Source organism: Aliiroseovarius sp. D2-2 (assembly GCF_055809455.1).
Map to the genome: position 1 here is coordinate 874,528 of NZ_CM147913.1, position 26,825 is coordinate 901,352.

Genomic DNA, 26,825 nt, shown 5'->3' on the forward strand with positions numbered 1-26,825 from the left:
TTTGGGTCGAGTGGGCACATGACAATGACGAAGGGACGCAAAATGTGGGATTACCTCAAATTGGCGATCTACGGCCTGCTTGCAGTGCTGGCCGCGATCGCCGCAAGCTATGCCCGCGACATAGCCTACCAAGTACACGCAGTGCTGGTGGTTTTGATCGCGGCAGGCCTGTTTGTTTACACGCTTCGAGGCGTGGGGGACGAAAAGGTCGTTGATACTGGATATATGGATGGGCCCGTTCGCGTGGGCGTCGCCTTAACCGCCTTCTGGGGCGTTGTAGGCTTCTTGGTCGGGACGTTTATTGCGTTCCAGCTGGCCTTTCCGGACCTGAACTTTGCCTGGGCTGAGGGCTATCTGAACTTTGGCCGCCTGCGCCCACTGCATACATCTGCAGTGATCTTTGCGTTTGGTGGTACGGCTCTGATTTCCAGCTCGTTTTATGTTGTGCAGCGCACATCAGGCGCGCGCCTTTGGGGCGGTAATTTGGCTTGGTTCGTATTCTGGGGATATCAAATTGTAATCCTACTGGCTGCGACCGGCTATTTGCTGGGTGCAACTCAGTCGAAAGAATACGCTGAACCCGAATGGTACACCGACCTGTGGCTAACAGTCGTCTGGGTTGCCTATCTGCTGGTGTTCATGGGGACATTGATGAAGCGGAAAGAGCCGCACATCTATGTGGCCAACTGGTTCTACCTGTCGTTCATCGTCACCATTGCCATGTTGCACATCGTCAACAATCTGAGCATTCCGGTCTCGATCTTCGGCTCGAAATCAGTTCAGCTTTTCGCTGGTGTTCAAGATGCTATGACGCAGTGGTGGTATGGCCACAATGCTGTGGGCTTCTTCTTGACCGCTGGCTTTTTGGGTATGATGTACTACTTCGTGCCAAAACAAGCTGAACGCCCGGTCTTTTCGTACAAGCTGTCGATCATCCACTTCTGGGCGCTGATCTTCCTGTACATCTGGGCTGGTCCTCACCACCTGCATTACACCGCACTGCCGGATTGGGCATCGACCCTTGGTATGGTGTTCTCGATCATCCTTTGGATGCCGAGCTGGGGTGGCATGATCAACGGTCTGATGACGCTGTCTGGCGCATGGGACAAACTGCGTACCGACCCGGTCATCCGTATGATGGTTGTGTCGATCGGCTTTTACGGCATGTCGACCTTCGAAGGGCCGATGATGTCGATCCGCGCAGTAAACTCGCTGTCGCACTATACTGACTGGACCATTGGCCACGTGCACTCGGGTGCATTGGGTTGGAACGGCATGATCACCTTCGGGATGCTCTACTTCTTGGTACCCAAGCTGTGGAACCGTGCAGGCCTGTACAGCCAGAAACTGGTTAGCTGGCACTTCTGGCTCGCCACCATCGGTATCGTGCTTTACGCCGCTTCGATGTGGGTAACTGGTATCATGGAAGGCCTGATGTGGCGTGAAGTTGATGCGCAAGGTTTCCTTGTGAACTCGTTCGCTGACACCGTTGCCGCTAAGTTCCCGATGTACGTGGTGCGTGGCATGGGCGGGGTTCTGTTCCTCTCTGGCGCAATCATCATGTGCTACAACCTTTGGATGACCGTGAAGCGTTCTCCGGCTGCACAAGCAGCAGGCGACGCAGCAGCGGCGCCGGCAGAATAAGGAGGGAATGACTGATGGGAATTCTCGACAAACACGTTGTTCTTGAAAAGAACGCAACGCTTCTTCTGGTCGGTAGCCTTTTGGTTGTCACCGTGGGTGGCCTCGTAGAGATCGCACCGCTTTTCTACCTCGAAAACACGATCGAGGATGTTGAAGGCATGCGCCCTTATTCGCCGCTCGAGCTTGAGGGTCGGAACATCTATGTGCGCGAAGGCTGCTATGTCTGCCACTCGCAGATGATCCGCCCAATGCGTGACGAAGTAGAACGTTATGGCCACTATAGCCTTGCGGCTGAAAGCCAGTACGACCACCCGTTCCAGTGGGGCTCCAAGCGGACAGGGCCAGACCTTGCCCGCGTCGGCGGCCGCTACTCGGACGAATGGCACGTGGATCACTTGGCTGATCCGCAGTCGGTCGTACCGGAATCGGTGATGCCGAAATACGCTTTCCTTTTGGATAAGCTGATCGAGCCGAAATACGTCCAGGACCTGATGAAGACGAACCGGATCGTAGGTGTACCTTACACCGACGAACAGATCGCAAATGCGGAAGCAGACTGGCTAAGCCAAGCTGATCCCGATGGCGACAATTCGGACGTTGATGCGCTTCTGGCTCGTTATCCGAAGGCGCAAGCACGCAACTTCGATGGCAAGCCGGGTGTGTCCGAAATGGATGCTTTGGTCGCCTATATGCAGATGTTGGGTACTCTGGTCGACTTCTCGACCTTCACACCTGACGCAAGCCGGTAAGGAGTAGGGATGATGGACACCTATGGCATTATGCGAGCCTTCGCAGACAGCTGGTTCCTGATCGCGATGTTCGCCTTTTTCGTCGGGGCAGCACTGTTTGCGTTCCGCCCGGGCTCGAACAAAGTCCACAAGGACATTGCGAACATCCCGTTCCGCCACGAAGACAAACCTGCCGGTGACCGGGACTGATGTTCCCGGGCGCTCAGCTCAAAAGGAGTTGCGGCAATGAGTAAGAAACCTGTTGAAAAGAAAGAACCCGAAACGACGGGCCACGAATGGGACGGCATTCAAGAGTTTAACAATCCGCTGCCACGTTGGTGGGTCTGGGTGTTCTACCTGACCATTCTCTGGGGTGTTTGGTACTCCATCGCCTATCCCGCATGGCCGATGATCAAAGGGGCCACAGCTGGCTACCTTGGCTATTCGACCCGTGCAGAAGTTGCGGAAGAGATCGACCGCTTCAAGGGCATGAACAGCGAACTTGAGGCTCAGTTGGCTTCGGCTGATCTGACCACGCTGACCCAAGGTTCGGACCTGCACAACTACGCCATTCAATCGGGTCGTGCGACGTTCGCCACTTGGTGTTCGCAGTGTCACGGTTCAGGTGCGGCTGGCAACGTTGGCTATCCCAACTTGCTGGACAATGACTGGCTTTGGGGTGGTGCGCTGGAAGACATCCAGACGACAGTTGCCCACGGAATTCGGTCCGATGAAGACGAGGACACTCGGTATTCGGAAATGCCTGCCTTCGGTGATGACTATCTGAGCGATGAAGAGATCGCACAGGTCGTGGCCTATGCCATGTCGCTGTCGCCGGTGACCAAGGACGCTGCTGACATGTCGATGGCTGAAGCTGGCGCTGTTGTCTACGAAGACAACTGTTCGTCTTGCCACATGGAAGACGGCACCGGGGATCGCGCACAAGGCGCGCCGAACCTGACCGATGCCATTTGGCTCTTTGGCGACGACAAAGACACCATCACATCGATCGTGTCGGAAGGCCCCTATGGCGTCATGCCAGCCTGGAAAGGCAAATTGACCGACAGCCAGATCAATGCGGTGTCGGCCTATATCCATCAGTTGGGCGGCGGCGAATAAGCCACCGGCCAACAACCTAAGATCCGGGGCCTCACTCCCCGGTCGAAGGCACCGACCTCTGATCCTGTTCGCGCGTTTCTCCGAGGTCGGTGCCGACAAAAAGAAGCCCGGGTGCATAGCGCCCGGGTTTTTCTTTGAAGGCCTGCGGATAAAACGACTCACGGTATAAAACCTATAGTGCGATCTAATGCCACCTGCGACCAGTTGGCGCTGCGACACTGTGCAAACTCGCGCTTTTACAAAGGCTTAGATAAGTGGGCTGCAGAGGCCGGGTCAAAAATGTTTTGATCCACATCAATGCTTTAATCTGGAATAGTTCTTAACTGGAACCCTACGCGAAACACAGGATCCGAGAAACAGTCATGACTGACGCCCCCGAACAGCTATACGCCCCGCGCGAGCCAATTTTCCCCAAACGAGTAAAGGGCACATTCCGTAGCCTTAAATGGTGGATTATGGGGATCACGCTTGGGATTTATTATCTCGCCCCATGGATCCGCTGGGATCGCGGGCCGAATCTACCGGATCAGGCGATCCTCGTAGATATGGCAAGCCGGCGCTTCTTTTTCTTCTGGATCGAGATTTGGCCGCATGAATTCTATTTCATCGCGGGTCTATTGATCATGGCGGGGCTTGGGCTGTTTCTGTTTACATCGGCGGCTGGCCGTGTGTGGTGTGGCTATACCTGCCCGCAAACCGTGTGGACTGACCTTATGATCCTTGTGGAACGCTGGATCGAAGGCGACCGGAACGCGCGGATCCGTCTACAGCGCCAGAAATGGAACGGCGAGAAAATCCGCAAGCGCCTGATCAAGTTCATAGCTTGGATGTTGATCGCGGTCGCCACGGGCGGCGCGTGGGTCTTTTATTTTGCCGATGCGCCGACGCTTTTGATGAATCTGATGACCGGTCAAGCGCACCCGCTGGCTTATTCGACGGTATTGGTGCTGACGCTGACCACCTTCTTCTTCGGTGGCATCGCGCGTGAGCAGATCTGTATCTATGCTTGCCCTTGGCCGCGCATTCAGGCCGCGATGATGGACGAAGACACGATCACCATCGCTTATCGCGATTGGCGCGGTGAACCACGCGGACGTGGCAAAAGCCGGGACGATCTGGGCGATTGTATCGACTGTAACGCCTGCGTTGCCGTATGCCCGATGGGGATCGACATTCGCGACGGCCAGCAGATGGAATGCATCACCTGCGGTCTTTGCATCGATGCCTGTGACGAGATGATGGTGAAGGTTGGCAAGGAACGTGGCCTGATCGACTATCTTGCGCTGAAAGACAAGTCGTACGAACGCGCCGGGAACCAGAAAATCCCGGTGATGAAGCACTTGCTGCGTCCGCGCACCATTCTGTACACCTCGCTCTGGACACTTGTGGGGATTGCATTGACCGTGGCCCTGTTCGCGCGTCCTAAAGTGGATGTTACCATTCGCCCCGTGCGCAACCCGACATATGTCACGCTGGCTGACGGTTCGATCCGCAACACCTATGACGTGGGCGTTCGTAACCGCCATGGCGAAGAATGGCCCTACTACTTCACCTTGACCGATGGCAGCGACCTGATCGTTGAACTGGAAGGAACTGACAAACTTGTGTTAGTAGCTCCACCAGATACCGAGGCCAAACAGCGTGTCTACGTGATTGCACCTCCGGGTTCAGAAGGGGCCACTCTCGACCGTACGGATTTACGTTTGTGGGTTGTGGATGGCGTCACCGGGGATCGTGCCCACCTAGATACGATCTTCAATGGAAGAGGGCGTTAAGAAATGGCTGATCAGACCGAGAAAAAAGAGTTCGAACTGACGGGCAAACATGTTTTGGCCATCGTGGTTACGGCGTTTTCGATCATTATCGGAGTGAATCTTTTCATGGCTTATTCAGCCGTGGGAACCTTCCCCGGTCTCGAGACGAAGAACTCGTATGTCGCGAGCCAGAAATTCGATGCCCAACGCATCGCGCAAGAATCTTTGGGTTGGGATGTGTCCGCCCGTGTTGATGGCGAGACATTGGTTGTTGATATCAAAGACGCACAGGGGGAACCTGTTACCGTTACGTCGATCTATGGGCTTCTTGGTCGGGCCACACATGTCAACGAGGATCAAGAGCCTGAATTTACCCAAAGCTCTACCGGTGCATATGTTGCCCAAGTAGGTGCTCTGGGTGAAGGCAACTGGAACCTGCGCATGAATGCTGTGGCTGAAGATGGCACCAGCTTTCAACAGCGCATCCCGATCTACCTGAAAGCCAACTAGGCGTTCTGGCGCACGAACAAGGATCAAATCATGGCTGCTCCGATCTCTGCCTGTCCCGCATGTGATGCTGCCTCGTTTGCTGAAGAGCAGGCGGGCAAGGGCTATATTGGCAATGGGATGGAGGCGAAGCGGATTATGCTGTCTTTGCCCCAGATTTACTGTGCAGCTTGCATCGTGGGCGTGGAACGTGGTCTGGCCAAGCAGGACGGTGTGCGTGCTGCTCGCGTAAATCTGACGCTGAAACGTGCTGTTGTGGATGTGGATCCGGACGTCGAGCCGCAAGATCTGGCGGACTACCTGACCGGTGTCGGCTTTGAAGCATATGAGCTTGATCCCGGTCAGTTGACCGCGACCGCCACTGACAAGCAGGGCAAAGACCTTTTGATGCGTTTGGGCGTGTCGGGCTTCGCGATGATGAACGTGATGCTTCTAAGCGTTGCGGTCTGGTCCGGCGCGACAGACGCCACACGTGATTTGTTCCACTGGATCAGTGCAGCCATCGCGATCCCGACAGTTGGGTTTTCCAGTCAGGTGTTCTTCCGATCGGCATGGTCCGCTCTAAAAGTGCGCCGCCTGAACATGGATGTGCCGATATCTCTGGCGATCCTACTGGCGCTGGGCATGTCAATCTACGAGACGATGAATTCGGGTGAACATGCGTATTTCGATGCGGCCCTGTCGCTGACCTTCTTCCTGCTGGCGGGACGCTATCTGGATTACCGCACCCGCGCTGTTGCGCGGTCTGCGGCCGAGGAATTGGCGGCGCTTGAAGTCCCACGCGCGCTTCGTGTCACAGAAGGCCAAGCCGACGAACAGGTCCCCGTGTCCGAACTGGAACCGGGCCAGGTCGTGCGCGTTGTGCCGGGATCACGTGTGCCTGTTGATGGTATCGTCGTTGGTGGCGAAAGCGAGCTGGATCGCTCGCTTTTGACCGGGGAAAGCCTACCTGTTGCCGCATCCCCTGACAGCATCGTTTCAACGGGTGAGGTGAACCTGACCGGCCCATTGACTGTACGCGTGACCGCTGCTGGGCGTGACAGCTCGCTGCACCGAATGGCCGATCTGGTTGCCATAGCTGAAACTGCGCGCAACCGATACACGTCTTTGGCGGACAAGGCGGCGGCCGTTTATGCCCCCGTGGTGCATATTCTTTCCGCAGCGGCCTTTCTGTTTTGGTTCTGGTATTCCGGCGATTGGCGCATGGCGATGAACATCGCGGTGGCCACCTTGATCATCACGTGCCCCTGTGCGCTGGGACTTGCGGTTCCGGCCGTGACGACAGCCGCATCAGGTCGCCTGTTCAAACAAGGTATGCTTTTGAAATCCGCCACCGCGATGGAGCGTCTGGCTGAGGTTGATCACGTCGTGTTCGACAAAACCGGAACGCTGACCGAGGGCAAACCCGCACTGGATGCTCTTGCCCGTCACAAGTCGCGTGATCTTGAAATTGCTCTGGCATTGGCCGAAGGGTCCAGCCACCCTCTGGCTCAATCCCTGACCCAAGCAGCGCGCGCTGAAGATGTTCAGCCCGCGGAAGTGACGCAAGTCACTGAAGTTCCCGGAAAGGGTATCGAGGGGAAATGGCAGGGTAAGACCGTGCGTCTTGGCCGTGCAGAATGGCTGGGGGCAAATGCCGTGGGTCAAACCGCGACATACCTTTCCATCTCGGGTGCCAAGCCGGTGGCGTTTACGTTTACAGACGCTTTGCGTCCGGGCGTGGAAGAAGCAATCACAGCGCTGAAAGCCAAGGGCATGGGGGTCACGCTGATCTCAGGTGATGTGCCCGCCGCCGTTGCTGATATTGCCGGACGTGTAGGCATCGAAGACTGGAAAGCTGACACGCTGCCGGAAGACAAAGCAGAGTTTGTGGCGCGATTGGGTAAGTCCGGCCGGAAGGTACTGATGGTTGGGGACGGATTGAATGATACGGCCGCCCTTGCTGCGGCGCATGTCTCGATCTCACCCGCATCTGCGCTGGAAGCCGCGCGTGTGGTGTCTGACATCGTTCTTCTGGGCAAATCGATGGAGCCGCTTGCAGGGGCAATTGATCTTTCGAAATCGGCCACGCGCCGGATCAAGGAAAACTTTGCCATCGCGGCAGGCTATAACGCCATCGCCATTCCGATTGCATTGATGGGATTTGCCACACCTTTGGCCGCGGCCCTTGCCATGTCCACATCTTCGGTGTCAGTGTCACTGAACGCATTGCGTTTGAAGAAAGGCTAAGCTGATGAACGTTTTAGTTTACCTTATCCCGATTTCCCTGTTGCTAGGTGGGGCGGGATTGGCTGCGTTCTTCTGGACCTTGAAATCCGAACAATATGACGATCCGGACGGGGACAGTCAGCGTATTCTCAATGATCGTTGGGATGAAAAACCGCCCGAGGACTGATCGGGTTCACACTAAGCCGTTGCGCAATGCAATCATGGCGGCGTGAGTGCGGTTCTTTGCACCCAACTTGTTGATGATGGCGCGCATGTGCATCTTCACGGTGACTTCCTGAATGCCAAACAGATGCGCGATTTCTTTGTTCTGCTGCCCTTCGCACAAAGAGGCCAAGATTTGCAGTTCACGGCGTGAAAGCCCAGTTTCTTCGCGTTTGAAGTCTGGTTTGTTCGCTTTGGGATATACCATTACCCCAAGGTCTTCATTAACCAGATTCAAGATGCTTGCCAGAGCTGTGTCAGATATCTCGACCGGTGCACCGGCACAGATCCCGGTTCTTAGCGCATGGCGAGCGACCTCAACGTCTTGTCCCGGTAAAAGAAGCACAACAGACAATTGTTTGTTGCGTCGGCATAGTTTCTCGACTGTTTTCAGGCCACCAAGGTCCGAAAGGCGGTAGTCGACAATGACGCAATTGTATTCCGGTGGGTTTTCGAGCGCTCCCAGAGCTTTTTGCATGGTGTCGAACCCTGCGGGAGCCGGCATGCCACACTTTTCAGCGGCTGTAAGAGCCTTGCGCTGTAGCGCAGGATCGTCTGAGGCGATCAGTATCTTCAAAACGGCGCTCCGCACATTCGCATCGGGTCGGGGCCCGACCTGCTACAACGGGTCGTCAGATTGGCACAGTCAGAAAACCCCGCATAGGTGTCTCAAGGAATAGGTTTTTGTTGTCCTGGCCAACCGTCAGAGACTACTCGATGACATGTTCAACCATTAAATGCGGGATCGTAGATTTACTGCATTAAGGATACCACGGAAGGGGCCATTTTGTCCACTATTCTCGCCACACCCTGCTTGTTGGGGTGCAGTCCATCCGCCTGAAGATAAAGGCGTTGCACATCAGAAAATGATCCGGTTGAGGCGATGCCCTCCAAGAAGTTCGGGAACAATTCCATACTGAATTCCTTTGCGAGATCCTGGTACATTTCCTCAAAGTCAGTGCGGTATCCGTCGCCGAAGTTTGATGATGCAAGAACGCCGATCAGCAAGGTGCGAATGCCCCGCGCGTCAAGTTCAGTCAGGATTGCAGACAGATTGCGCCGCGTTTCTTCAGGGGGGATGCCGCGCAGAATATCGTTACCACCGAGGGCAACCAATGCGACGTCAATATCATCTGTCAGGATCCATCCCAATCGCGCAGCACCACCTGCCGAGGTGTCGCCGGACACACCAGCATTGATCACCTGAACATCCAATCCTTGGTCGATAAGCGCTGCTTCCATCTGCGGTACAAAGCCATCACCCAACGGAAGGCCATAGCCCGCAGTCAGGCTGTCACCCAGAGCTAAAATCGTCGTTGTCTCGGCTTGCGCGGTGCCAGTCATGAAAACTGATAGAACAATCCCCTTGAGACCACGCAGCAAAACCCCATATGCACTCGATACCATACCATTCTCCTAAAGAAGGTCTGCCTATGACGACCCCGGTTCTTTCACTACGCGATGTGCGCCTGACGCTCGGCAATAATGCAGGCCGGACCGAGATCCTCAAGGGCATTGACCTAAATGTGACCACTGGCGAGACATTGGGACTAACCGGACCTTCGGGATCAGGCAAGTCATCCCTGCTGATGCTGATGGGTGGGTTGGATCAGGCGACAGGTGGTTCCGTCAGCGCGCTGGGTGAAGATCTTGGTGCCATGAACGAAGACCAATTGGCTCGATTTCGCCGCGATCACATGGGGGTTGTGTTTCAATCCTTTCACCTGATCCCGACCATGACGGCGTTGGAAAACGTGGCGATCCCGTTAGAGCTTGCCGGAAAGCCAGACGCGTTTGATCTGGCCACGCAGGAACTGGAAGCTGTGGGTCTGGCGCATCGCCTTCATCATTACCCCAGTCAAATGTCCGGAGGAGAGCAGCAACGTGTTGCCTTGGCGCGGGCTGCTGCGCCGCGTCCTGAAATTCTTCTGGCGGATGAACCCACCGGCAATTTAGACGGCGCCACCGGTACGGCGATCATGGATTTGTTGTTTGGCCTGCGCGATCGACATGGATCGACGTTGATCCTTGTCACCCACGCCCCAGAACTTGCCGAACGCTGTGACCGCGTTGTCCATATTCAAGATGGGCTGCTTGCATGACCTCTAGCATTGCGATGGCATGGCGACTGGCCCGCCGGGAGTTGCGAGGCGGAATTAAAGGATTTCGCATCTTCCTTGCGTGTTTGATCCTTGGGGTCGCCGCTATCGCTGCCGTCGGATCAGTCCGCGAGGCGTTGCGTGCCGGATTGTCCAGCCAAGGTGCGGTTTTGTTAGGGGGCGATGCGTCAGTCTCTTTCACCTATCGCTTTGCAGATGACACCGAACTGGAGATGCTAAACGACACGGCCGAGGTGCTATCTGTTATCGCCGACTTCCGATCCATGATCGTGGTCGGGGAGGAGCGTGCATTGACGCAAGTAAAGGCTGTGGATGATGCCTATCCGCTTTATGGCGACCCGAAGCTCGATCCACCGATGCTATTGGCCACGGCGTTGGACGGCTCAAACGGGCAGCCGGGCATCGTGCTTGATGATCTGTTGATTGACCGTTTGGGCCTACAGATTGGGGACACCCTGAAACTAGGCGAAGTGCCTTTCGTTCTGATGGCCGAGCTGGTCAGCGAACCGGACAATGCCACGGCCGGTTTCGGGCTGGGTCCCCGATCAATCCTGCGACGTACCGCGCTTGAAGGGTCCAGCCTTCTGTCCGAGGGCACGCTGTTTGACAGCCATTATCGCATGCGGTTGACCACTGGTGGGATCGACCAAGCGTTTGCCGATCTTATGCCAGAACTGGAACCGAACGGTGCGCGCTGGCAGGATGCCCGCAACGGCGCGCCGGGCATGCGGCGCTTGATCGATCGCTTGGGGGCATTTCTGGTCTTGGTCGGGCTGGCGGGGCTTGCCGTGGGTGGTGTCGGGATTTCGGCCGCCATCCGGTCTTATCTTGATGAAAAGACCGGCACGATCGCAATCCTGCGCGCTTTAGGGGCAGAGCGTCGTGTGATCTTCCTGACCTACTTTTTGCAGATCGGTATCCTAACGCTGGTCGGCCTAGCGCTGGGCGTTGCACTAGGTGCGTTGATCCCGGTTCTGATGGTGCCCGTGATTTCGCAGTCCCTTCCGATTTCGGCAGAGCTGACGCTGTATCCCGGTCCATTGGCCGAGGCCACGCTATACGGTGCGTTGGCCGCTTTACTGTTCACACTCTGGCCTCTTGCGCGAACGGAGGAGGTTAAAGCCGCCGATCTTTTCCGCGATGCGGCCCTTGGGTCAACCCGGCTTCCGCGTCCGCTGTTCATTGGGCTGTGCATCGGCATTCTGGCCTTGTTGGTTTGGGTGGCGGCGAAGCTATCGGGCATGCAAGCGCTTGCGATGTGGAGCTTCGTTGGTCTGGCCGGCGCCTTTGCCACGCTGGTCTTAACGGGATTTGCGGTGAAGTTTGCCGCGCGCTGGTTGGGGCATCGCCAGATCTTGCGCCGCGTACCGACCCTGCGCATGGCATTCACCGCTGTCGGAGGACCCGGGGGCGAGGCCGGGGCGGTTGTTCTGTCGCTTGGCCTTGGGTTGGCCGTGCTGGCTGCCGTGGGTCAGGTCGACAACAACTTGCGCGGCTCGATTTCGCGCGATCTTCCGGAGGTCGCCCCCAGTTTCTTTGTGGTGGATATCCAGCCAGATCAAATTGATGCCGTGAAAGCCCGCCTTGAAGACGACCCGTTCGTCAGCCGTATCGACACAGCGCCCATGCTGCGCGGCGTTATTACTCAAATCAACAACCGCCCCGCGCGCGAGGTTGCAGGAGGGCACTGGGTTATTCGTGGTGACCGGGGGCTGACCTATTCTGCGCAACCAACGCGGACAACCGTGGTCGAAGGGGAATGGTGGCCCGAGGATTACCAAGGCCCTCCGCAGATCAGTTTCGCTGCAGAAGAAGCGCGCGAGATGGGTATCGGTATCGGGGATCAGTTGACCATCAATATTCTTGGGCGTGACATCACGGGCGAGATTACATCGCTGCGCGAAGTTGACTTTAGCCAAGCAGGTATGGGGTTTGTCCTGACAATGAACCCATCCGCTTTGGCGGGGGCTCCACATAGCCACATCGCGACGATCTATTCCGAAAAGGAAGGTGAGGCGGCGATCTTGCGTGATCTTGGAAACGCCCATCCAAATCTCACTTTAATCTCTGTGCGTGACGCAATCACCCAAATCACCGGATTGATGGGGCAGGTGGCGGCGGCGATCACCTATGGTGCGTTGGCAACATTGGTCACTGGGTTTGTCGTGCTGATGGGGGCAGCTGCTGCGGGCGAACGCGCGCGCACCTACGAGGCTGCGATTTTGAAGACGCTTGGTGCGACACGAGCCGGGATCTTGCTGAACTTCGCGATCCGTTCGGCCGTATTGGGGGCCGCAGCGGGTGTCGTGGCCGTTGCCGCAGGGGGCGTCGCCGGTTGGGCCGTTACCCACTACATCATGGATGAGAGTTTCGTCTTTGACCTGCCCAATGCGCTTGCCATCGTGTTGGGTGGAGTCTTTGCCACTGTGCTTGCCGGGATGCTTTTTGCGTACCGACCTCTGTCGACCAAACCCGCGCGTGTGTTGCGGGCCCGTGAATAACTTCTAGCCCGCGCCGACCAGAAGCTCTTCAAGGACCAGAGCCATAACGCCAGCGCTGTCGATCATATCTTGCACGCCGACCCATTCGTCGGGCTGGTGCGCCAAGTCCAGAATGCCCGGACCATAGGCGATGCAGTTTTTCAGCTTGCCGATCCTGTCGATGTGCTTCTGATCATAGGTACCGGGGCTGACCACATAGGATGGCTGCGACCCAAGCACTTTTTCGATGGCAGCAGCGGTTGTCTTGACCACTGGCGCGTCCTTGTCGGTCATTGTCGGAATGACCTCATGCATGTCGCGGATTTCGTATTCGAAATCGGGCCGATCGGCGCGAATGGCTTCCAGCATGCTGCTGACTTCGGCTTTCACCTCGACAATATCCTCTTCCATCAGGAAGCGGCGGTCGATCACGATGCGGCAGCGATCTGCGACGCACGGAGCTGGCAAGCCGGTGTAGTCGGCATCCTGTTCCGGCTCTCCGCCATGGATCGAGTTGATGTTCAGCGTGGACTGCTTCGCGCCCTCGGGCACCACGGGCATGTCGGTCCTTTTGGTGGCCAAAAGCGGGAACAGATGGCGTTCCATTTCTTCCAGAACGGCCCCCATGTGGCGGATCGCTGAATCGCCAAGAAACGGCATCGATCCATGGGCGATACGCCCTTTCGTTTCGATTTCCGCCCACCAAACGCCGCGATGGCCAAGGCAGATGCGGTCTTTGTTCAGGGGTTCTGGGATGATCACGTGCTGCACGCGATCCGGATCGAAATACCCCTTTTCGGCCAGATAGGCGACGCCGCCATAGCCACCGCTTTCTTCGTCGGCTGTGGCGCTGATTTCCACCGCACCTTTATGGTCTGGGTAAAGCGCTACAAAAGCCTCAGCGGCAATAATAGACGCAGCCAAGCCGCCCTTCATATCACACGCGCCGCGCCCATAGATGCGCCCGTCTTCCAGCTCTCCGCCAAATGGATCTTTGGTCCAACCGTGCCCAACCTCGACCACGTCATGGTGGCTGTTGAAATGCACGCAATCGCCGGGGACAGACCCTTCGTGGCGGCAAATCACATTCCAACGCGGATATTCAGTGCTGTCGCCGGGGGTGCCTTCCGCCCGGATCATCTCGACCTGCCAGCCTTGTGCGCCCATGCGTTCTGCGATGTAGGAACAAATCCGGCGATAATCGCGTCCCGGCGGGTTTAGCGTCGGGATGCGGATCAGGTCCTGTGTCAGCGCAATAAGGTCATCACGCCTGCGCGCGATTTCTTCCAAAAGGGGGGCGATGTCGTCAATCATGACAGAAACCTAGGGGTCAAACTTGCGTCACACAATGACAGATTGCCAAAGCGTCGATTTCACCCCTTTGGCGAGCGAAAACGCTGTTGTGGGTCTTTAAATCGCGCTAAACTCAACCTAAATAGCAATGTAACAGTGATTAACTTTTCCTGTGCGGGCGACAAGACCCTGCCGGGGTATTTGGTGGAATTAAGGAGGGCATATGTCCAGTTTTGATAAGCAGATTCGTGAAAGCCAAGCGCAAGTGGAAGAGGCGCAGTCAAAGATTTCCGAACTGACGACGCGGATCGAGACCGCGCGCGCGAAGGCCGCGACGGGTGAAGATATCTCGATCGACATTGAAAATGCGACGCTGGACGACGTGCATGCCCATACCGAAGCGATGAACGCCAATATCGCAGAGCTGATTATGGGTCTGGATGATGTAACATCTGGCTTTTCCACAGATTTTGACCAGATGCGGTCGAAAACCGGGTGGGAAACTTTTGTCGGCATCTTCTCCAAAGGCAAGTCCGAAAGCCTGCGTCAAGAACGCATGCGGACGGCGTCCATCGACGACAAGCTGCAAGAGCTGATCGCGCAATCCGACAGCATCGTAAACCTTCTGGAAGGTCAGCTTGCCATGCTGAACGAACAGAAGGAAAAGGTCGGTGCGAACCTGACCACCACGCTGGACGAACGCGAAATGACCGTGGGCGAGCTGGAAGCCCTGCGCGCAGAGATCCTTGGCATGGACCCCAAGATCATCGAGCTTGAGGGCAAGATTGCCAACGAACAGGACGCCGCCAAACGCACGCAGCTGGAAACTCAACTGGCTGATCTGAACTCGCAGTACAACGAGATGGTGCAGGACGAGCAAGTGAAACTTGCCAAGTCGCAGACGTTGGAGCGTTACATCGAGAAGGGCAAAACCTGGGTCGACTCGCTACAAAACCAAGCGGCAACGCAGATGGTGCTGATCAACAAATTGCAGACAGACACCAAGCAACGTGTGGTTCTGTATGACGCGCTGACCAAGTCGTTGAAAACGGCGCAGCAGCAGGATGTGGCCCACCGGATCAACGAGATTGGCGTCGAGACCGACAAGGAAGCACAAGCTGCAATGGCGTCCATCGGGACGGCGACGAACCAGCGGATGGCTGACATGATGGAAGCCCATGAAGATCAGATGGTCTTTGCCCGTGACGTGTTGGAGGCCAAAGCCAAAGCAGACGAACGCTTTGCGCGCCGGTTCCAGGCGATTGTCGAGAAGCATGACAAGAACCTGTATGGGCAGTAATTAGTGTTTCTTTTTGAGCGCGCCAAATCTTGGAGGCAGCTTGCGGCTCAAGCGTCAATGGCTTCCCTCCTCTTGGTTCTGTATTATGTTTACTCTCCTCGGTCTGCGTTGGGTGTCGGCATCGTAGCAATAAGCGCTGTTTTGGGTTCTGCCGTACGACTATTAGTTTCAAAGCGCGAGAAGGCCAGTTCGGATGGGTGAGCGGAGTGCAGTTGTTAGATTGCTTCTCGTGACTCTAGTGCGAGGCTCGGTTGGAATGTTCTTGTTTCTCGGCGTCACGATCTTTGCTGTTGAGTATTTGGGGCTGGGCTCGACAATCGGTGCAGTTTTGATGATGGTGGTTACCGCATTTTGGGTGATTTTTGCCGTGACGGAACTGCTAAGAGCGCGGCTAAAATACCAGCAAATTCAGAGCGAGTATCGCCCTTGGCTGTTCAGGAAATCTGGAGATGAAGTCACCGATGAGCGATAATATAAAAACCTCCGAACGCGCCTCTGCCGGTTTTGCCCGCCCAGACCATGCCGAGCTGACGGACACGCGGATCACGCGTCGGTATTTCTCGAAGTTCGAGAAGATCACCGCGCATCTGGCCCGTGTGGCTGGACAGATGGAGGTCGAGGGCAAGCTTGCGCGCGACGAGGTCGAAGTTCTCGCCCGTTACCTGATCAAGCTTGGCATCAGCTTTAAGGCGTTGGCCAACAAGTATCATATGTCCGAAACGGCCTATGGGCTGGGCGGCAAGACGCTGACCTTTGATCGACGCGACAGTGGGTTTCCGATCCATGCAGAGCTGTTGCAAATGGCCTCGGACGCTGCGCAGGCGGGCACGCATCTGAAAGGTATGGCCACCGCCCGCGATCTGAAAAGCCAAATGGTCAGCCAGATCGTTGGCGACCTGACCGTGCCAAAAAAGCTGCAATATGCTCTGTCGCAGCGGCTTTATTACGAGGAGCTTCAGCGCGGCGATCTGTTCTGGCCGCAGATGCATCCCGATGTGGTTTGGCGTCACAACAGGGGCGAAGGCCGCGACACGCGCCGTGTCTATCTGGCGCATTGGGCGGTTTATGACAGCGAGGTCAATCTGCCTACCATCTATCTGATGGAGCTTGAGGATACAGGCCGCACCGCGTTGCCAAAAGACGAACGTCGCTGGCCGCAGATGCAGTCGCATCTGATGGCACAATCTATGGCGGGGTTGCAGTTGGTGACGATTGCTACAGGCTTCGACAAGGACTTTGACGACTTGCACCCCAAACGACTGCGTCGTTTCCATGTCGGCCCGATGTACAGTCACACGTTTACCCGCCAGACCGGCCCGCTGCGTGAGGTGTTGGAGCAAGCGAAAAGCCCACCCGGCGAAGACTGGGCGTTGGCTTGGACCGTGGAAGAGCTGAAAAGCCAAAGCGTTAAAGAAGAAAAGTCCGGTTGGTTCGGCAAGGTTGAGCGAGAGATATTCGCGATCGATCCGTTTGCCGGGTCGGGGTCCGGGATCGGTGCCAGCGCGATGGAGCGTTCGATCATCATGCCCGAACGCCCGTTTCAGGTGCTTGCCGAAAAGAACCCCGCCGGGTTCCACGATGTACGTAAATTTGTTGTTAGCCCGGGTGGCCGGGTGCTGTCTTACCGTTGATTTTAGGAGTTATTGATGTCTCTACCCGCTGATTTGATGGAGCTTCGTGAAGAGGAAATCCGCGCGCATTATGACGCGGCTGCGGGGCATCTGGACGGGTTCGATCACACGCCCCGGATTGCCAAGCCGAAAGAGGCACCTAAGGCTGAACGCAGTCCGGGTGTCGGGCGGGCGCGCCGTTTTCGGTCGACCACACCGGGTCTTATCACCCGTTCAACAGCACGGCCCGAAGGCGTGCATCTGGTCGAACGGGTCGAAGGATCAGATGGGGACGACCCGCTGGTGTCGCCGCTTCAGGCGACCGTGCTGCATACGCTCCGCCGCGCCATCGCGATTGCGTTGGCAGTGGGCGAGGGCTTTGCCGAACAGACAGAACTGGCCGCATTGCGTCGTGCCAACCTTGAAGGCCGTTTGGGCGCGGACAAGTCCACGGCGTTCTCGGAGCTTTTGACGGCCGAGGCGCTGATTGTCCTGCACGTCTTCGCCAACGCAACGTCTTACCTGCTGGCCGACCATGCCAGCGAGGCTGCTATTGAAGTTGGCGCGGTTGAGGAAATCCTGACCGACAACGCCCCGCTTGCGCTTAACGGCGCGCTGTGGGAGCTGGACCAAGAACTCGCCACCTTTGTGACGTCCGAGGACAAGCTGGTCGCAACCGTTTTGGCCTATGTCGAACAGTTGATGGAGAAGGTCGCGCTGCGTGCCCAAACTGCTGGCCACCTTGGTCCGTTTACCTCGGCCAACTACCGGGTCGAGTCGGATGAGCTGACGATTTCGGGTTTCACCCCATCGCGCGCCCATCGCGGGTCGAAAATCACGATGTCCTTCAAGAAACCGAACGAGGTTGTCGGCAACCACATCGCGAAATATCAGGCGATGAAGCTGTCAAAGATGTTGATGGCTTACGATTTTGACCGCAAACTGAACCCGTTTGCCGAGCTGGGCGGTTTCATCTTCACCTTCATGGGGGACGGCAAACCGGGCACCGGGAAAACCACGCTGATCCAGATGATGGCCGGGCTGGTGAATGACTATTGCGCGGTGGCGGGCTATCCGTTCCGCTATCAAAACTTCGGCATCGACAATATCGACAGCTATCAGGGTAAATCCGGCCAGAACGCCAAGGCGTTTATCAACAATGTGCTCGACCCCAATGTGATCGGCTTTGGCACCGTGGATGACATCGACCAGATCGCCGGCAAACGTGGGGATCGACAGTCCTCCGCCGGTCAGCAAGAGGTCACGGCGGTCTTGATGGAAAGCTTCGCGGGCGCCAATACCGTGGTGCGCGGCAACTGCACCTTCGGCATGTTCTCGAACTATCCCGAGAATGTGGACGACGCCCTTCGCCAACGCGCCGGTGCGCGGTTCTTGGTCGATGGGCCCCGCACGCGCGAGGACTATATCGACATCCTGCATCTGCTGATGGGCAAGAACCACGACATCCCGCTGGGCAAGCATGACCTTTACGGCGCGCAAGAGATCAAATCCGCCGTCGCCCGGTCGTTCGAGGCGCATAACAAGCCGCAGGAAACAGGGCTGATGAACGTGTTCGACCGCGTGAATGACAAGATCGGGGAACTGGACGACATCGCCAAAATCGGCACCTATCTGAAAGGCATTCAGGAGGCTGATGAGCGCTTCACGGGCCGCTCGATCAAAAACATCACCGACGCGGTGAAGGTCCGCGCCATGGACTTTGAATTGCCCGACGAATGGATGGAAAATCCCGAGCTGTTCTTGGTCAAAGACTATGACACCAAGAAAGACATGATCGCCGAGCTGCGCGTGCCCATCACCACCGACATGGTGATCCAGGAAGTGAACCGCTACGCCGATTCAGAGTTCCGCTATGCCGATAAATCGGATGAAGCCGCCATCGAGGCGATGGTGCGTGACTTTGGCCGTCAGGAAGAGGCGAAGAAGCGGTATTTGGAGGGGAAAGGGTGATGAACTGGATCGATAGTTCAGAACTCCTGAGGAATGTGTCTCTTGCAATATCCGCGCCATTTGGCGCCTACGTTGCTTGGCGTGGGCTAAACACTTGGAAAAGAGAAAAGCGCTGGGAAAACGATCATGCGCTCGCTCGAAAAATGGCGATCTCATTGCAGCGACGAATTGATGCTTTTCGGCGCGTTCGAAATGGTTTTATGCCAGCTGCAGAGATGAGCACAGCAGTGCAAAAGGAGCTGGAAAGCCGCGGCTCGGAACGTAAAATTGAGAACGACGAGGCGTGGGTATTAGCCATGAATGTTCGTTTGGAGGATTTGCGGACAGCGAGACTTGAGTACTACGGTTATCAGATCGAAGCTGAAGTAGTCTGGGGAGCGGAGAAGATCAAAGAACTATCGGACAATCTGGTTGATTTCGAGCACGATGTCGTTTTCGCAATTCAAAGAGTGGCAGATGAGAAAATCGAGAAAGACCGAGAGCCGAGGGATCAAGAGGCACGCGAAGAGTCCATAAAGAATCGCAGGCTAGCATTTGGGAGAATTGATGATGAGACCGACGCGAAGTACACGGCGGCGGCTGACCAACTCCGAAGCATCTTTAAATCAAAATTGACGGCACAGAAATGAAACGCCTCATCCAACGCGGTCTCATGTTTGGCAATCTGATCCGGGTCGACAGCCCGGCGCTGATCGAGCGGTATAACCGTGCGCTTAAGGGGTTGGCGGGCAAGCAGACGAAGCTAAAAGAATTTCATATCGATGTCTCTGGTTTTTCGCCCGAGATCGGTGAGGAATTCAAAGACCCGCTCTACCTCAACCCCAATGGCTGCAACCGGCAGTTCATCATTCTGACGGTGGATCAGAAGAAGGCGCCGCTGTTGAATGCCATGTTCTCGACCTCGCGCGGGATATTGCGGCAGTTCATTGCGGATAACGAGGCGAAGCTTTTTGCGCTGACCGCCCATGACGCGGTGGCGGGCGAGCTGATGAACTCGGTCTATGACATCTCGGACCCGTCGCGGCTGTTCGACATCCGCAAGATCGTGATCGAGGCTGACACGACCCAAAGCCATGTCAAAAACGCCCGCGCGCTGGCCGAAAAGATCGACCATTTCCAGTCAGCGCCAAACGCGTGGTATGACGACGACCTGATTGCCGAGATGATTGATCTGGCCCGCGAAACCGGGGACGTGACGCGTGTTCCGGTCGATCTGGGTGTGCAGGAGTTTGAGCAGGGCAATTTCTGGACCGATCATTTCGGCGGGCTTTACATCTTCCGCGATGTTGAAGCCCCCGTGGTGATTGTGTCGGGCGATAAAGATCGGATGGAGAAGTTCCCCCGTCTGCCGTTCATCGACACGACTGAACCAAACCGGATTGCCAGTTTCCTGCGCAAAAACGATCTGGTCGAGCCCTTGGTGAAAGCCCGAGGCGAGGTCGGTGCGCGGATCTTGCGTCAGAAGATGGAATTCATTCTGGTCGACGCGGCAACCAGTGCTGGATTGGATTTGGGCGACATGTCCTCGCGGACGCTCCGCCACGTTGCACAGCGTTTGGGATCAAGCCTGCCCGCAGCTTTCCACGGGTTGGCAGCCCTTGTTCGCTGGGCAGATGCAGGCGGGCAGTGGCCGCGGATCGACAGCCGCCATCCGGCCTATTTCTACACGTTGCGTGCGCGGCCCGATCATCCGGATCGCGACCTGATCAATCGGCTTTTGTCCGAGCTGGCTCCGATGGATTTCCGCCAGCTGTTCATCTGTCATAAAGAGCTTTTCTATGCCTCTTACGCCACATGGCCTGACGAAAAGCGCGAGTTTGTGGCAGAATTCCTGCATCGTGATTATATGGCTAATAAGGCCGGTGCGCGTGATAAGCTGTTTGGCGGGCGCAAAGAAAGCCTGAAAGCACCGCGCACCACGCGCAAGCGCACGCGCGAACAGGTGATCGAAATGGTTGGCCCTTGGGGCGCTGTTAAAGGGAGGGATTGATGGTAGCTGCGTTACGACTGATTGTATTTGGATTTATCGGGCTAAGCATTGTCTATGTCTTGGTCAGCCTGTATTCCCGTTCAGTCCGGCTGGAGAAGCTGGAAGAGAAATGGGCCGAAGAGCATCCCAATGGCAACGAAAGTGATCGTGAAATTTGGCTTCGCGAAGGGATGGAGGCATATCAGAAAAGCTTTCGGCCCAAGCTGATTTTGCTGGTCTATGTCGTGCCTGCGCTGCTTGTTTTGCTGTCTATCATTCTAATTAACTGAGGTTCACCATGCGCCGTTTCCGTATCATCATTCGAATTCTGATCGCGCTGATCCTGTTTAGCGTGCTGCACTATACGCTGCCACAACATGATGTCGTGCGCGTTGTGAACACCTATCAGGAACGTCAGGACCTTGGCGACTGGACACGGATTTTCTGGTCGAAACCAGATGATCAGGCCAGCGGGCTGATCAACCGGGATGTTCAGTTTATCCAGACTGTGAAAAAGAAAACCTACCTGCTGGGCTTTATTCGCACCGATGCGGATGAGGTGATGGTGTACCGGAACGAAGACACCGGATGGTCGTGGCCGTTCTATTTCAAGTTTGACACAGCAAGCCTGCAGACCGAGGTTGACGACCTGCGCTCGACCCCAGAAAGCCCTAAATGGGCGGTGGTGACGCATTATGGTTGGCGTAATGAACTGATCTCGGCATTCCCGAACGCGGTCGCTATTCGTCCGGTTGTTGGTCCCGATGCCACCATCATCCCGTGGTTCAACATCATGTTCTTCTTGGTTCTGGCCGTCGTGATCGGATTTATCCGTGCGCTGTGGCGTCAGTTCCGCGAACGCTCGATCGATCCGGCATTGCAAGATGCAGGCGAGGCATGGGAGGCCGTGGATGAACGGGCCGGTGAAGCCAAGGGGCGTTTTTCGCGTTGGCTGGATAGCTGGCGCAGCAAGTAGGTTAGTTCGCCTCGATAAAGGCGCGGTTGTTCTTGCGCAGGCGGCGCATCAAATTGCGCTGCGGTGCGTTGTCTGGGATGGGATGAGCCGGATGGGGCGGTTCTGAGCCGTCGACCAGCTCTGGGAAGATCGCGCGGATTTCGTCCAATGCCTCTGGGCTCATCGCAGTTTTCGTGTGTTGGCCAAGATACAGCGTTTCGGCGGGTGTTCCATTGGCAAAGACGACCTCGTGATTGTCGCACAGGATGTGGCAGTAGGTGATCTTGTCCATGCTGTCATCTTCGCGCACGCCTGAAAGCACCGTCAGCTTGTTGGCCCCAATAAGGACATCTGGCGTATCAAACATCCGTGCTGCGACGCGCGACCGACAAAGCATGCGGTGCTGGCGTGAAACCCAAAGGTCACGTTCAGGAAGACCTTGTCCGAGTGCGCCAGCTTTAATGAGGATCGGGACAAGCTTTCCGGTTACCGGGACTTCGCGCACACCAACCCACCGCACGACTTGATCACCGCTGCCCAACGTGCAGACGGTATCGCCGGGGGTGAGTTGCTCGACAGGTACCCCACCCTTCGGAGTCCGGATATGTGTGCCCTTGCCAAAGCATGTCACGTAATTCCACGTTTCGCGCGTGCCTGTCAGCCCCGAATAGGTGCCACCGATAAGGCTGTCCAACGTGATGGATCGCATTGCGCCAAATTCATATAATGCCTGATCCGCGTTCGACGAAAACTCCGGCGCGAGATAGGTGTTTCCAGCGGTATCTTGAAAGACGACCGCGGTCACAGTCGCTGTCGTGCCATCAATGAAAGTGATTGTTGCTGAATAGGGCGCTACCGCATCGAAGGTTTGTGCCGGACCACCGTCGATCGAGAACTGATCGTTCGAGTTGCTATTGTTGTTGTCATAGGCAGTAGAATTGCCGCCACCGAAACCGCTGCCGGCTGATGAGAAAGAAGAAAACCCGTCAAGCAGGGGGTCGCCCAGGCCGCCAACGGTTAGCCCAACCAGCGCCGATGCATTTTCAATAACATCGTTGCCTTCAGTTGGGTCAATGAGGGCGTGATTGCCCAATGAGATCACATTAAATGTGGTCGGCATTGCCTTCCCTGCGTAACTGTATGCGTTTGCCTCGATGACGACTTATCTTGTCGCTTTTGCTGAGTAATAAAGGAATTATTTAGGAATTCCTGCAAAAAAGAAGGCGATTCCAACAAAATCACCGATTTTCCATTCGGTCTGCCCGGAATGCGCCCACATTCCGGACAGAATACATCCTATGCGGTATTAAAGCTTGAGCTATTCCCCGTAAGGTACCCAGACCGTTTTTACTTCGGTGGCGTGGATCAGGAACTCGCGCCCCTCACCATCCGCCCCAAACCAGTCACGCGCTTGCGCGTTGTTGACCCAGCTGCGTTTCACGTTGCCTGCGCTTTCCACTTCGACAATGGCTGAAATGTCCGCGCCCGAATGACTCCAGACCGCGTCTACACCCAGATGGCCTGAAAGGGGTGCTGCCAATTCGGCATGGCTGCCGATGACAATGTTCACCACACCACCTGGTAGGTCCGAGGTATCCAGCACCTGATAGAAATCGGTGGCGGCCAGCGGGAACGGCTCGCTTGCTGTCAGCACCACTCGGTTGCCCATGGCAATGGCTGGGGCCATCAGTGACACCAACCCAAGAAGGGGGGCGTTATCCGGGCAAAAGCCACCTATTACGCCAATCGGTTCGTTCATTGCCAGTGCGACACCGCGCATCGGCACGGGCTTGGCTGCACCATCAAACTTGTCGGCCCAAGCAGCATATGTGAAGAGGCGTGAAATCGCCGCCTCGACCTCTTTCGCGCCACCTTTGCCGCCCATCATGGCGTCAATGCGACCAGCGAACTCATCCGCGCGGGCGGAAAGGTTTTCACCGATATAGTAAAGGATCTGCGCGCGGGCGTGACCTGTGGTCTTTGCCCAGCTTTTGGCAGCCGCTGCGGCTTCTACCGCATTGCGGATGTCCTTGCGATTGGCCAACCCGACATGCCCCAGAAGCGCGCCCTGTTTGGACCATACAGCCTGCGAATAGCCGCCATCCGGACGGGCCTGTTTGCCGCCGATATAGAATTTGGCGGTGCGGTCCAGCGCATCAACCTTGGCGTCTTTCGGGGCAGACATGGGGGCGATGGGTTTCAAAGCCACGGATTTGCCGCTTGGCTTGGTATAGGCCAAAAGCCCTTCCCATCCGCCTTCGCGCCCAAAGCCGCTTTCGCGCACACCGCCGAAACCTGCGGCCGCGTCGAACATGTTGGTTCCATTCACCCACACGACGCCGGCGACCAGTTTCGGTGCAACATCAAGCGCAAGGTTTACGTTTTCCGACCAGACAGTTGCCGCCAATCCGTAACGTGTGTTGTTGGCAATCTCGATGGCTTCGGACGGAGTGCGGAAGGTCGTTGCGGCCAGTACAGGGCCGAAGATCTCTTCTTGCATCAAGGTCGAGGCGGTCGACAAACCGGTGATCAGCGTGGGCGGGTAGAAGCATCCCTGTTCAGGCAGCGGGCAGGGGGCTTGGTAAAGTTCGCCTTCGGGCGCACCAAGCTTGACCATTTCTGTAATGCGCTGGTGTTGCACGGGGTCCACCACAGCACCAACGTCGATGGACTTGTCCAACGGGTCGCCTATGCGAAGTTTGTCCATGCGGGCCTTGAGCTTGGCATAGAAGCGATCCGCGATACCTTCCTGCACAATCAAGCGCGAGCCCGCACAGCAGACCTGTCCTTGATTGAACCAGATTGCATCGACCAGCCCTTCGACGGCTGAATCCAAATCCGCATCGTCAAAGACAATATAAGGTGACTTGCCACCAAGCTCGAGCGTCAGAGACTTGCCAGACCCGGCGGTTTGGCGACGAATATGTCGACCCACGGCTGTCGAGCCGGTAAAGGCGATCTTGTCTATGTCTTCATGGGTCACGATGGCTTCGCCCACACGCCCATCGCCGGTCACGATGTTGACGACACCTTTGGGCAGCCCGGCTTCTTCACAGATTTGCGCAAACAAAAGCGCAGTCAGGGATGTATATTCGGCGGGCTTCAGTACCACCGTATTGCCCATCGCAATCGCAGGTGCGATCTTCCACGACAGCATCAAAAGCGGGAAGTTCCACGGAATAATCTGGCCGCAGACGCCCAGCGCCTCGCGATCTGGAAGTTCAGCGTCCTGAAGCTGCGCCATGCCCGCATGATAATAGAAATGGCGCGCAACCAGCGGAATGTCGATGTCGCGGCTTTCGCGAATGGGCTTGCCGTTGTCCATGGTTTCCAACACAGCAAACAGGCGTGCGTGTTTCTGCACCAATCGCGCCAGAGCATAGAGGTATTTTGCTCGGGAATGACCCGGCAAAGCAGCCCAGCTTTTCTGCGCTTTGCGCGCGGCCGTCACGGCAGCATCCACATCGTCTGGCGTGGCTTGGGTCACTTGTGCCAGAACTTCGCCCGTGGCGGGGTTCCGACTTTCAAAGGGATCACCAGCAGCGGTCATCTTACCGTTTATATAAAGCCCAAATTTGCCGTCGCGGTCGGCGATCCAGTTTTCCGCTTCCTTGGCATTTTCCGGGGCGAGGCCGTAATCCATGCTTTCGAAGATTTCTTTCACGGTCATAATCGTATCCTTAACCCATCGGATGGCGGTAAGTGGCCGAGTAGTGGCCGGTCACATGGTGTTCCAGCTGGCGTTCTATGTCGCCTAAAAGCGAACTTGCACCGAAACGGAAGAGATGTGGATTGAGCCAGTCGTCGCCCAGCTCTTCTTTGATCAGCGACAGGTAAACCAACGCGTCTTTGGCTTTTGAAATGCCGCCGGCGGGCTTGTAGCCGACCTTGTATCCGGTGGCGTCGAAATAGTCGCGGATGGCGCGGATCATTACAAGGCTCACCGGCAGCGTCGCATTCACGCTTTCTTTGCCGGTTGAGGTTTTGATGAAGTCAGCGCCAGCCATCATGCAGACAAGCGAAGCGCGCGCGACATTGCGCAAGCTGCCAAGTTCGCCTGTGGCCAGAATAGCTTTTACATGAGCATCACCGCAGGCTTCCCGGAAGTCGCGCATCTCGTCATAAAGTGCCTGCCAGTTTCCGGTCAGCACGTGACGGCGCGAGATGACGATATCGATCTCTTCAGCGCCAGCACGCACGCTTTCGCGGATCTCTTCTACGCGCAAATGATAAGGGCTAAGACCCGCCGGAAAGCCGGTGGACACAGCGGCAACGGGCATGTGGACGTCCAGACCTTTCAGGGTCGCAACGGCGGTCTCGATCATCTCGTGATAGACACAGACAGCCCCGGTGGTGACAGGGTCCATACCAAGGGCCGACATGATCTCGGGGCGGACAGGGTGGGCAGCCTTTGCGCACAAGCGGCGCACACGGCCTTCGGTGTCGTCGCCCGAAAGCGTGGTCAGGTCGATCATTGTGATCGCCTTAAGAAGCCATGCAGCCTGATGGGTTTTCTTGACGCTGCGGCGCGCGCCAAGGGTTGCTGCCCTGCGTTCAATAGCCGAAGTGTTGGCCTGGGCAGCGCGCACCCAATTCATATCAAGCGGCATTCCCGGATTTCGCGGCACAGTGACCTGCGGAAGCTGAGATGAGACAGCAGAAGTCTGTCCTGATTTTGATGTTTCTGTCTGCAAGGGATTTCCTCTAAATCTCTTAAGCGTACAAAACTCGCACGACATGCGGGCTTTGGCAATGATTTTACCAGTTAGTAAAATTTTGTGAAACGCCGAATGGGAAGTAGAGCGGCTTTTTGGTGGTTATCAATTTAAACGAGCGACTGGATCGCGTTAATGACCCCCCTTGCACAAAGAAATCGCAGGGTGAAATGATGAACCAGGTCTTCCGCTGATACGGGTTTTGGTTCCTTCCAACCCGGGTTTGGGCG

Annotated in this window: 24 protein-coding genes; 18 read left to right on the forward strand and 6 right to left on the reverse strand. The window is 56.4% G+C overall.

Annotated elements, in window-relative coordinates:
• Positions 1-42 precede the first annotated feature (42 nt).
• The 8 genes from ccoN (at position 43) to ccoS (ending at position 8,147) form a co-directional block, all read left to right on the forward strand.
• Positions 43-1,644 carry a cytochrome-c oxidase, cbb3-type subunit I gene (gene ccoN / locus AC0L6A_RS04360; RefSeq protein ID WP_473293379.1) on the forward strand — a complete coding sequence of 534 codons (1,602 nt, stop codon included), beginning with the start codon at positions 43-45 and terminating at the stop codon, positions 1,642-1,644.
• A gap of 14 nt (positions 1,645-1,658) precedes the next feature.
• On the forward strand, positions 1,659-2,393 hold the full coding sequence (ccoO, locus tag AC0L6A_RS04365) for a cytochrome-c oxidase, cbb3-type subunit II (protein WP_473292434.1): 735 nt from the start codon (positions 1,659-1,661) through the stop codon (positions 2,391-2,393).
• 9 nt (positions 2,394-2,402) lie between these two features.
• Positions 2,403-2,582 carry a cbb3-type cytochrome c oxidase subunit 3 gene (locus tag AC0L6A_RS04370; RefSeq protein WP_370738861.1) on the forward strand — a complete coding sequence of 60 codons (180 nt, stop codon included), beginning with the start codon at positions 2,403-2,405 and terminating at the stop codon, positions 2,580-2,582.
• A gap of 36 nt (positions 2,583-2,618) precedes the next feature.
• On the forward strand, positions 2,619-3,491 hold the full coding sequence (gene ccoP / locus AC0L6A_RS04375) for a cytochrome-c oxidase, cbb3-type subunit III (RefSeq protein ID WP_473292436.1): 873 nt from the start codon (positions 2,619-2,621) through the stop codon (positions 3,489-3,491).
• Positions 3,492-3,853: 362 nt separating this feature from the next.
• A complete protein-coding gene (gene ccoG, locus AC0L6A_RS04380) occupies positions 3,854-5,266 on the forward strand; it encodes a cytochrome c oxidase accessory protein CcoG (protein ID WP_473292438.1) in 1,413 nt (470 codons plus the stop codon).
• A 3-nt stretch (positions 5,267-5,269) separates the two neighbouring features.
• Entirely contained in the window at positions 5,270-5,755 is a 486-nt protein-coding gene (locus AC0L6A_RS04385; protein ID WP_473292439.1) for a FixH family protein, read from the forward strand.
• A 30-nt stretch (positions 5,756-5,785) separates the two neighbouring features.
• Positions 5,786-7,981 carry a heavy metal translocating P-type ATPase gene (locus AC0L6A_RS04390; protein WP_473292440.1) on the forward strand — a complete coding sequence of 732 codons (2,196 nt, stop codon included), beginning with the start codon at positions 5,786-5,788 and terminating at the stop codon, positions 7,979-7,981.
• A gap of 4 nt (positions 7,982-7,985) precedes the next feature.
• Positions 7,986-8,147: a cbb3-type cytochrome oxidase assembly protein CcoS gene (ccoS, locus tag AC0L6A_RS04395; protein WP_473292442.1), complete on the forward strand. Its 162-nt coding sequence runs from the start codon at positions 7,986-7,988 to the stop codon at positions 8,145-8,147.
• A gap of 6 nt (positions 8,148-8,153) precedes the next feature.
• Here ccoS and AC0L6A_RS04400 read toward each other — a convergent pair whose 3' ends face one another.
• Both AC0L6A_RS04400 and AC0L6A_RS04405 read right to left on the reverse strand, forming a co-directional pair.
• Positions 8,154-8,774, reverse strand: coding sequence for a LuxR C-terminal-related transcriptional regulator (locus AC0L6A_RS04400; protein ID WP_473292444.1), 621 nt, complete (start codon positions 8,772-8,774; stop codon positions 8,154-8,156).
• Between the two features lie 161 nt (positions 8,775-8,935).
• Positions 8,936-9,589, reverse strand: a complete 654-nt coding sequence (locus tag AC0L6A_RS04405; RefSeq protein ID WP_473292445.1) for an arylesterase — start codon at positions 9,587-9,589, stop codon at positions 8,936-8,938.
• Between the two features lie 26 nt (positions 9,590-9,615).
• Between AC0L6A_RS04405 and AC0L6A_RS04410 the strand changes: the two genes are divergently transcribed.
• Together AC0L6A_RS04410 and AC0L6A_RS04415 are read left to right on the forward strand one after the other, a co-directional pair.
• Positions 9,616-10,284: an ATP-binding cassette domain-containing protein gene (locus AC0L6A_RS04410; RefSeq protein ID WP_246928981.1), complete on the forward strand. Its 669-nt coding sequence runs from the start codon at positions 9,616-9,618 to the stop codon at positions 10,282-10,284.
• Positions 10,281-12,803, forward strand: coding sequence for an ABC transporter permease (locus AC0L6A_RS04415; protein ID WP_473292447.1), 2,523 nt, complete (start codon positions 10,281-10,283; stop codon positions 12,801-12,803). Before AC0L6A_RS04410 ends, AC0L6A_RS04415 begins: the two co-directional genes overlap by 4 nt.
• A 3-nt stretch (positions 12,804-12,806) precedes the next feature.
• Here AC0L6A_RS04415 and AC0L6A_RS04420 read toward each other — a convergent pair whose 3' ends face one another.
• The gene (locus AC0L6A_RS04420) at positions 12,807-14,096 is read right to left on the reverse strand and encodes an acetylornithine deacetylase/succinyl-diaminopimelate desuccinylase family protein (RefSeq protein ID WP_473292449.1); all 1,290 of its coding nucleotides are present in this window, start codon (positions 14,094-14,096) and stop codon (positions 12,807-12,809) included.
• A 202-nt stretch (positions 14,097-14,298) separates the two neighbouring features.
• On the opposite strand from AC0L6A_RS04420, the gene AC0L6A_RS04425 reads away from it, so the two are divergent.
• The 8 genes from AC0L6A_RS04425 (at position 14,299) to AC0L6A_RS04460 (ending at position 21,901) form a co-directional block, all read left to right on the forward strand.
• Positions 14,299-15,375 (forward strand): hypothetical protein, encoded by a 1,077-nt coding sequence (locus tag AC0L6A_RS04425; RefSeq protein WP_473292450.1) that lies wholly within the window; start codon positions 14,299-14,301, stop codon positions 15,373-15,375.
• A 256-nt stretch (positions 15,376-15,631) separates the two neighbouring features.
• The gene (locus AC0L6A_RS04430; protein WP_473292452.1) at positions 15,632-15,847 is read left to right on the forward strand and encodes a hypothetical protein; all 216 of its coding nucleotides are present in this window, start codon (positions 15,632-15,634) and stop codon (positions 15,845-15,847) included.
• Positions 15,837-17,006 carry a hypothetical protein gene (locus AC0L6A_RS04435; protein WP_473292453.1) on the forward strand — a complete coding sequence of 390 codons (1,170 nt, stop codon included), beginning with the start codon at positions 15,837-15,839 and terminating at the stop codon, positions 17,004-17,006. Before AC0L6A_RS04430 ends, AC0L6A_RS04435 begins: the two co-directional genes overlap by 11 nt.
• Before the next feature lie 15 nt (positions 17,007-17,021).
• Complete coding sequence (locus AC0L6A_RS04440; RefSeq protein ID WP_473292455.1) at positions 17,022-18,956, forward strand: ATP-binding protein; 1,935 nt, start codon at positions 17,022-17,024, stop codon at positions 18,954-18,956.
• Positions 18,956-19,585: a hypothetical protein gene (locus AC0L6A_RS04445; protein ID WP_473292456.1), complete on the forward strand. Its 630-nt coding sequence runs from the start codon at positions 18,956-18,958 to the stop codon at positions 19,583-19,585. The genes AC0L6A_RS04440 and AC0L6A_RS04445 overlap by 1 nt, the downstream gene beginning before the upstream one ends.
• Entirely contained in the window at positions 19,582-20,946 is a 1,365-nt protein-coding gene (locus tag AC0L6A_RS04450; protein WP_473292458.1) for a DUF6638 family protein, read from the forward strand. Before AC0L6A_RS04445 ends, AC0L6A_RS04450 begins: the two co-directional genes overlap by 4 nt.
• Positions 20,946-21,215, forward strand: coding sequence for a hypothetical protein (locus AC0L6A_RS04455; RefSeq protein WP_473292459.1), 270 nt, complete (start codon positions 20,946-20,948; stop codon positions 21,213-21,215). The genes AC0L6A_RS04450 and AC0L6A_RS04455 overlap by 1 nt, the downstream gene beginning before the upstream one ends.
• A gap of 8 nt (positions 21,216-21,223) precedes the next feature.
• A complete protein-coding gene (locus AC0L6A_RS04460) occupies positions 21,224-21,901 on the forward strand; it encodes a DUF1523 family protein (protein WP_473292461.1) in 678 nt (225 codons plus the stop codon).
• A 1-nt stretch (position 21,902) separates the two neighbouring features.
• Here the strand turns inward: AC0L6A_RS04460 and AC0L6A_RS04465 are convergent, their stop codons facing one another.
• The 3 genes from AC0L6A_RS04465 to deoC all read right to left on the reverse strand — a co-directional run bounded on the left by AC0L6A_RS04465 (position 21,903) and on the right by deoC (position 26,574).
• Entirely contained in the window at positions 21,903-23,000 is a 1,098-nt protein-coding gene (locus AC0L6A_RS04465) for a Hint domain-containing protein (RefSeq protein WP_473292462.1), read from the reverse strand.
• Between the two features lie 198 nt (positions 23,001-23,198).
• Positions 23,199-25,550: an aldehyde dehydrogenase family protein gene (locus AC0L6A_RS04470; RefSeq protein ID WP_473292463.1), complete on the reverse strand. Its 2,352-nt coding sequence runs from the start codon at positions 25,548-25,550 to the stop codon at positions 23,199-23,201.
• A 10-nt stretch (positions 25,551-25,560) separates the two neighbouring features.
• On the reverse strand, positions 25,561-26,574 hold the full coding sequence (gene deoC, locus AC0L6A_RS04475) for a deoxyribose-phosphate aldolase (protein ID WP_473292465.1): 1,014 nt from the start codon (positions 26,572-26,574) through the stop codon (positions 25,561-25,563).
• Positions 26,575-26,825: the final 251 nt, after the last annotated feature.

Excerpts from the sequence above, each read along its gene's own strand:
- ccoN (WP_473293379.1), top strand. The coding sequence starts at position 43 with ATGTGGGATTACCTCAAATTGGCGATCTACGGCCTGCTTGCAGTGCTG.
- AC0L6A_RS04410 (WP_246928981.1), top strand. The coding sequence starts at position 9,616 with ATGACGACCCCGGTTCTTTCACTACGCGATGTGCGCCTGACGCTCGGC.
- AC0L6A_RS04435 (WP_473292453.1), top strand. The coding sequence starts at position 15,837 with ATGAGCGATAATATAAAAACCTCCGAACGCGCCTCTGCCGGTTTTGCC.
- ccoP (WP_473292436.1), top strand. The coding sequence starts at position 2,619 with ATGAGTAAGAAACCTGTTGAAAAGAAAGAACCCGAAACGACGGGCCAC.
- AC0L6A_RS04430 (WP_473292452.1), top strand. The coding sequence starts at position 15,632 with ATGTTCTTGTTTCTCGGCGTCACGATCTTTGCTGTTGAGTATTTGGGG.
- ccoS (WP_473292442.1), top strand. The coding sequence starts at position 7,986 with ATGAACGTTTTAGTTTACCTTATCCCGATTTCCCTGTTGCTAGGTGGG.
- AC0L6A_RS04370 (WP_370738861.1), top strand. The coding sequence starts at position 2,403 with ATGATGGACACCTATGGCATTATGCGAGCCTTCGCAGACAGCTGGTTC.
- AC0L6A_RS04440 (WP_473292455.1), top strand. The coding sequence starts at position 17,022 with ATGTCTCTACCCGCTGATTTGATGGAGCTTCGTGAAGAGGAAATCCGC.
- AC0L6A_RS04425 (WP_473292450.1), top strand. The coding sequence starts at position 14,299 with ATGTCCAGTTTTGATAAGCAGATTCGTGAAAGCCAAGCGCAAGTGGAA.
- AC0L6A_RS04445 (WP_473292456.1), top strand. The coding sequence starts at position 18,956 with ATGAACTGGATCGATAGTTCAGAACTCCTGAGGAATGTGTCTCTTGCA.
- ccoO (WP_473292434.1), top strand. The coding sequence starts at position 1,659 with ATGGGAATTCTCGACAAACACGTTGTTCTTGAAAAGAACGCAACGCTT.
- AC0L6A_RS04465 (WP_473292462.1), bottom strand. The coding sequence starts at position 23,000 with ATGCCGACCACATTTAATGTGATCTCATTGGGCAATCACGCCCTCATT.
- AC0L6A_RS04450 (WP_473292458.1), top strand. The coding sequence starts at position 19,582 with ATGAAACGCCTCATCCAACGCGGTCTCATGTTTGGCAATCTGATCCGG.
- AC0L6A_RS04420 (WP_473292449.1), bottom strand. The coding sequence starts at position 14,096 with ATGATTGACGACATCGCCCCCCTTTTGGAAGAAATCGCGCGCAGGCGT.
- AC0L6A_RS04405 (WP_473292445.1), bottom strand. The coding sequence starts at position 9,589 with ATGGTATCGAGTGCATATGGGGTTTTGCTGCGTGGTCTCAAGGGGATT.
- ccoG (WP_473292438.1), top strand. The coding sequence starts at position 3,854 with ATGACTGACGCCCCCGAACAGCTATACGCCCCGCGCGAGCCAATTTTC.
- AC0L6A_RS04455 (WP_473292459.1), top strand. The coding sequence starts at position 20,946 with ATGGTAGCTGCGTTACGACTGATTGTATTTGGATTTATCGGGCTAAGC.
- AC0L6A_RS04415 (WP_473292447.1), top strand. The coding sequence starts at position 10,281 with ATGACCTCTAGCATTGCGATGGCATGGCGACTGGCCCGCCGGGAGTTG.
- AC0L6A_RS04385 (WP_473292439.1), top strand. The coding sequence starts at position 5,270 with ATGGCTGATCAGACCGAGAAAAAAGAGTTCGAACTGACGGGCAAACAT.
- AC0L6A_RS04460 (WP_473292461.1), top strand. The coding sequence starts at position 21,224 with ATGCGCCGTTTCCGTATCATCATTCGAATTCTGATCGCGCTGATCCTG.
- AC0L6A_RS04470 (WP_473292463.1), bottom strand. The coding sequence starts at position 25,550 with ATGACCGTGAAAGAAATCTTCGAAAGCATGGATTACGGCCTCGCCCCG.
- AC0L6A_RS04390 (WP_473292440.1), top strand. The coding sequence starts at position 5,786 with ATGGCTGCTCCGATCTCTGCCTGTCCCGCATGTGATGCTGCCTCGTTT.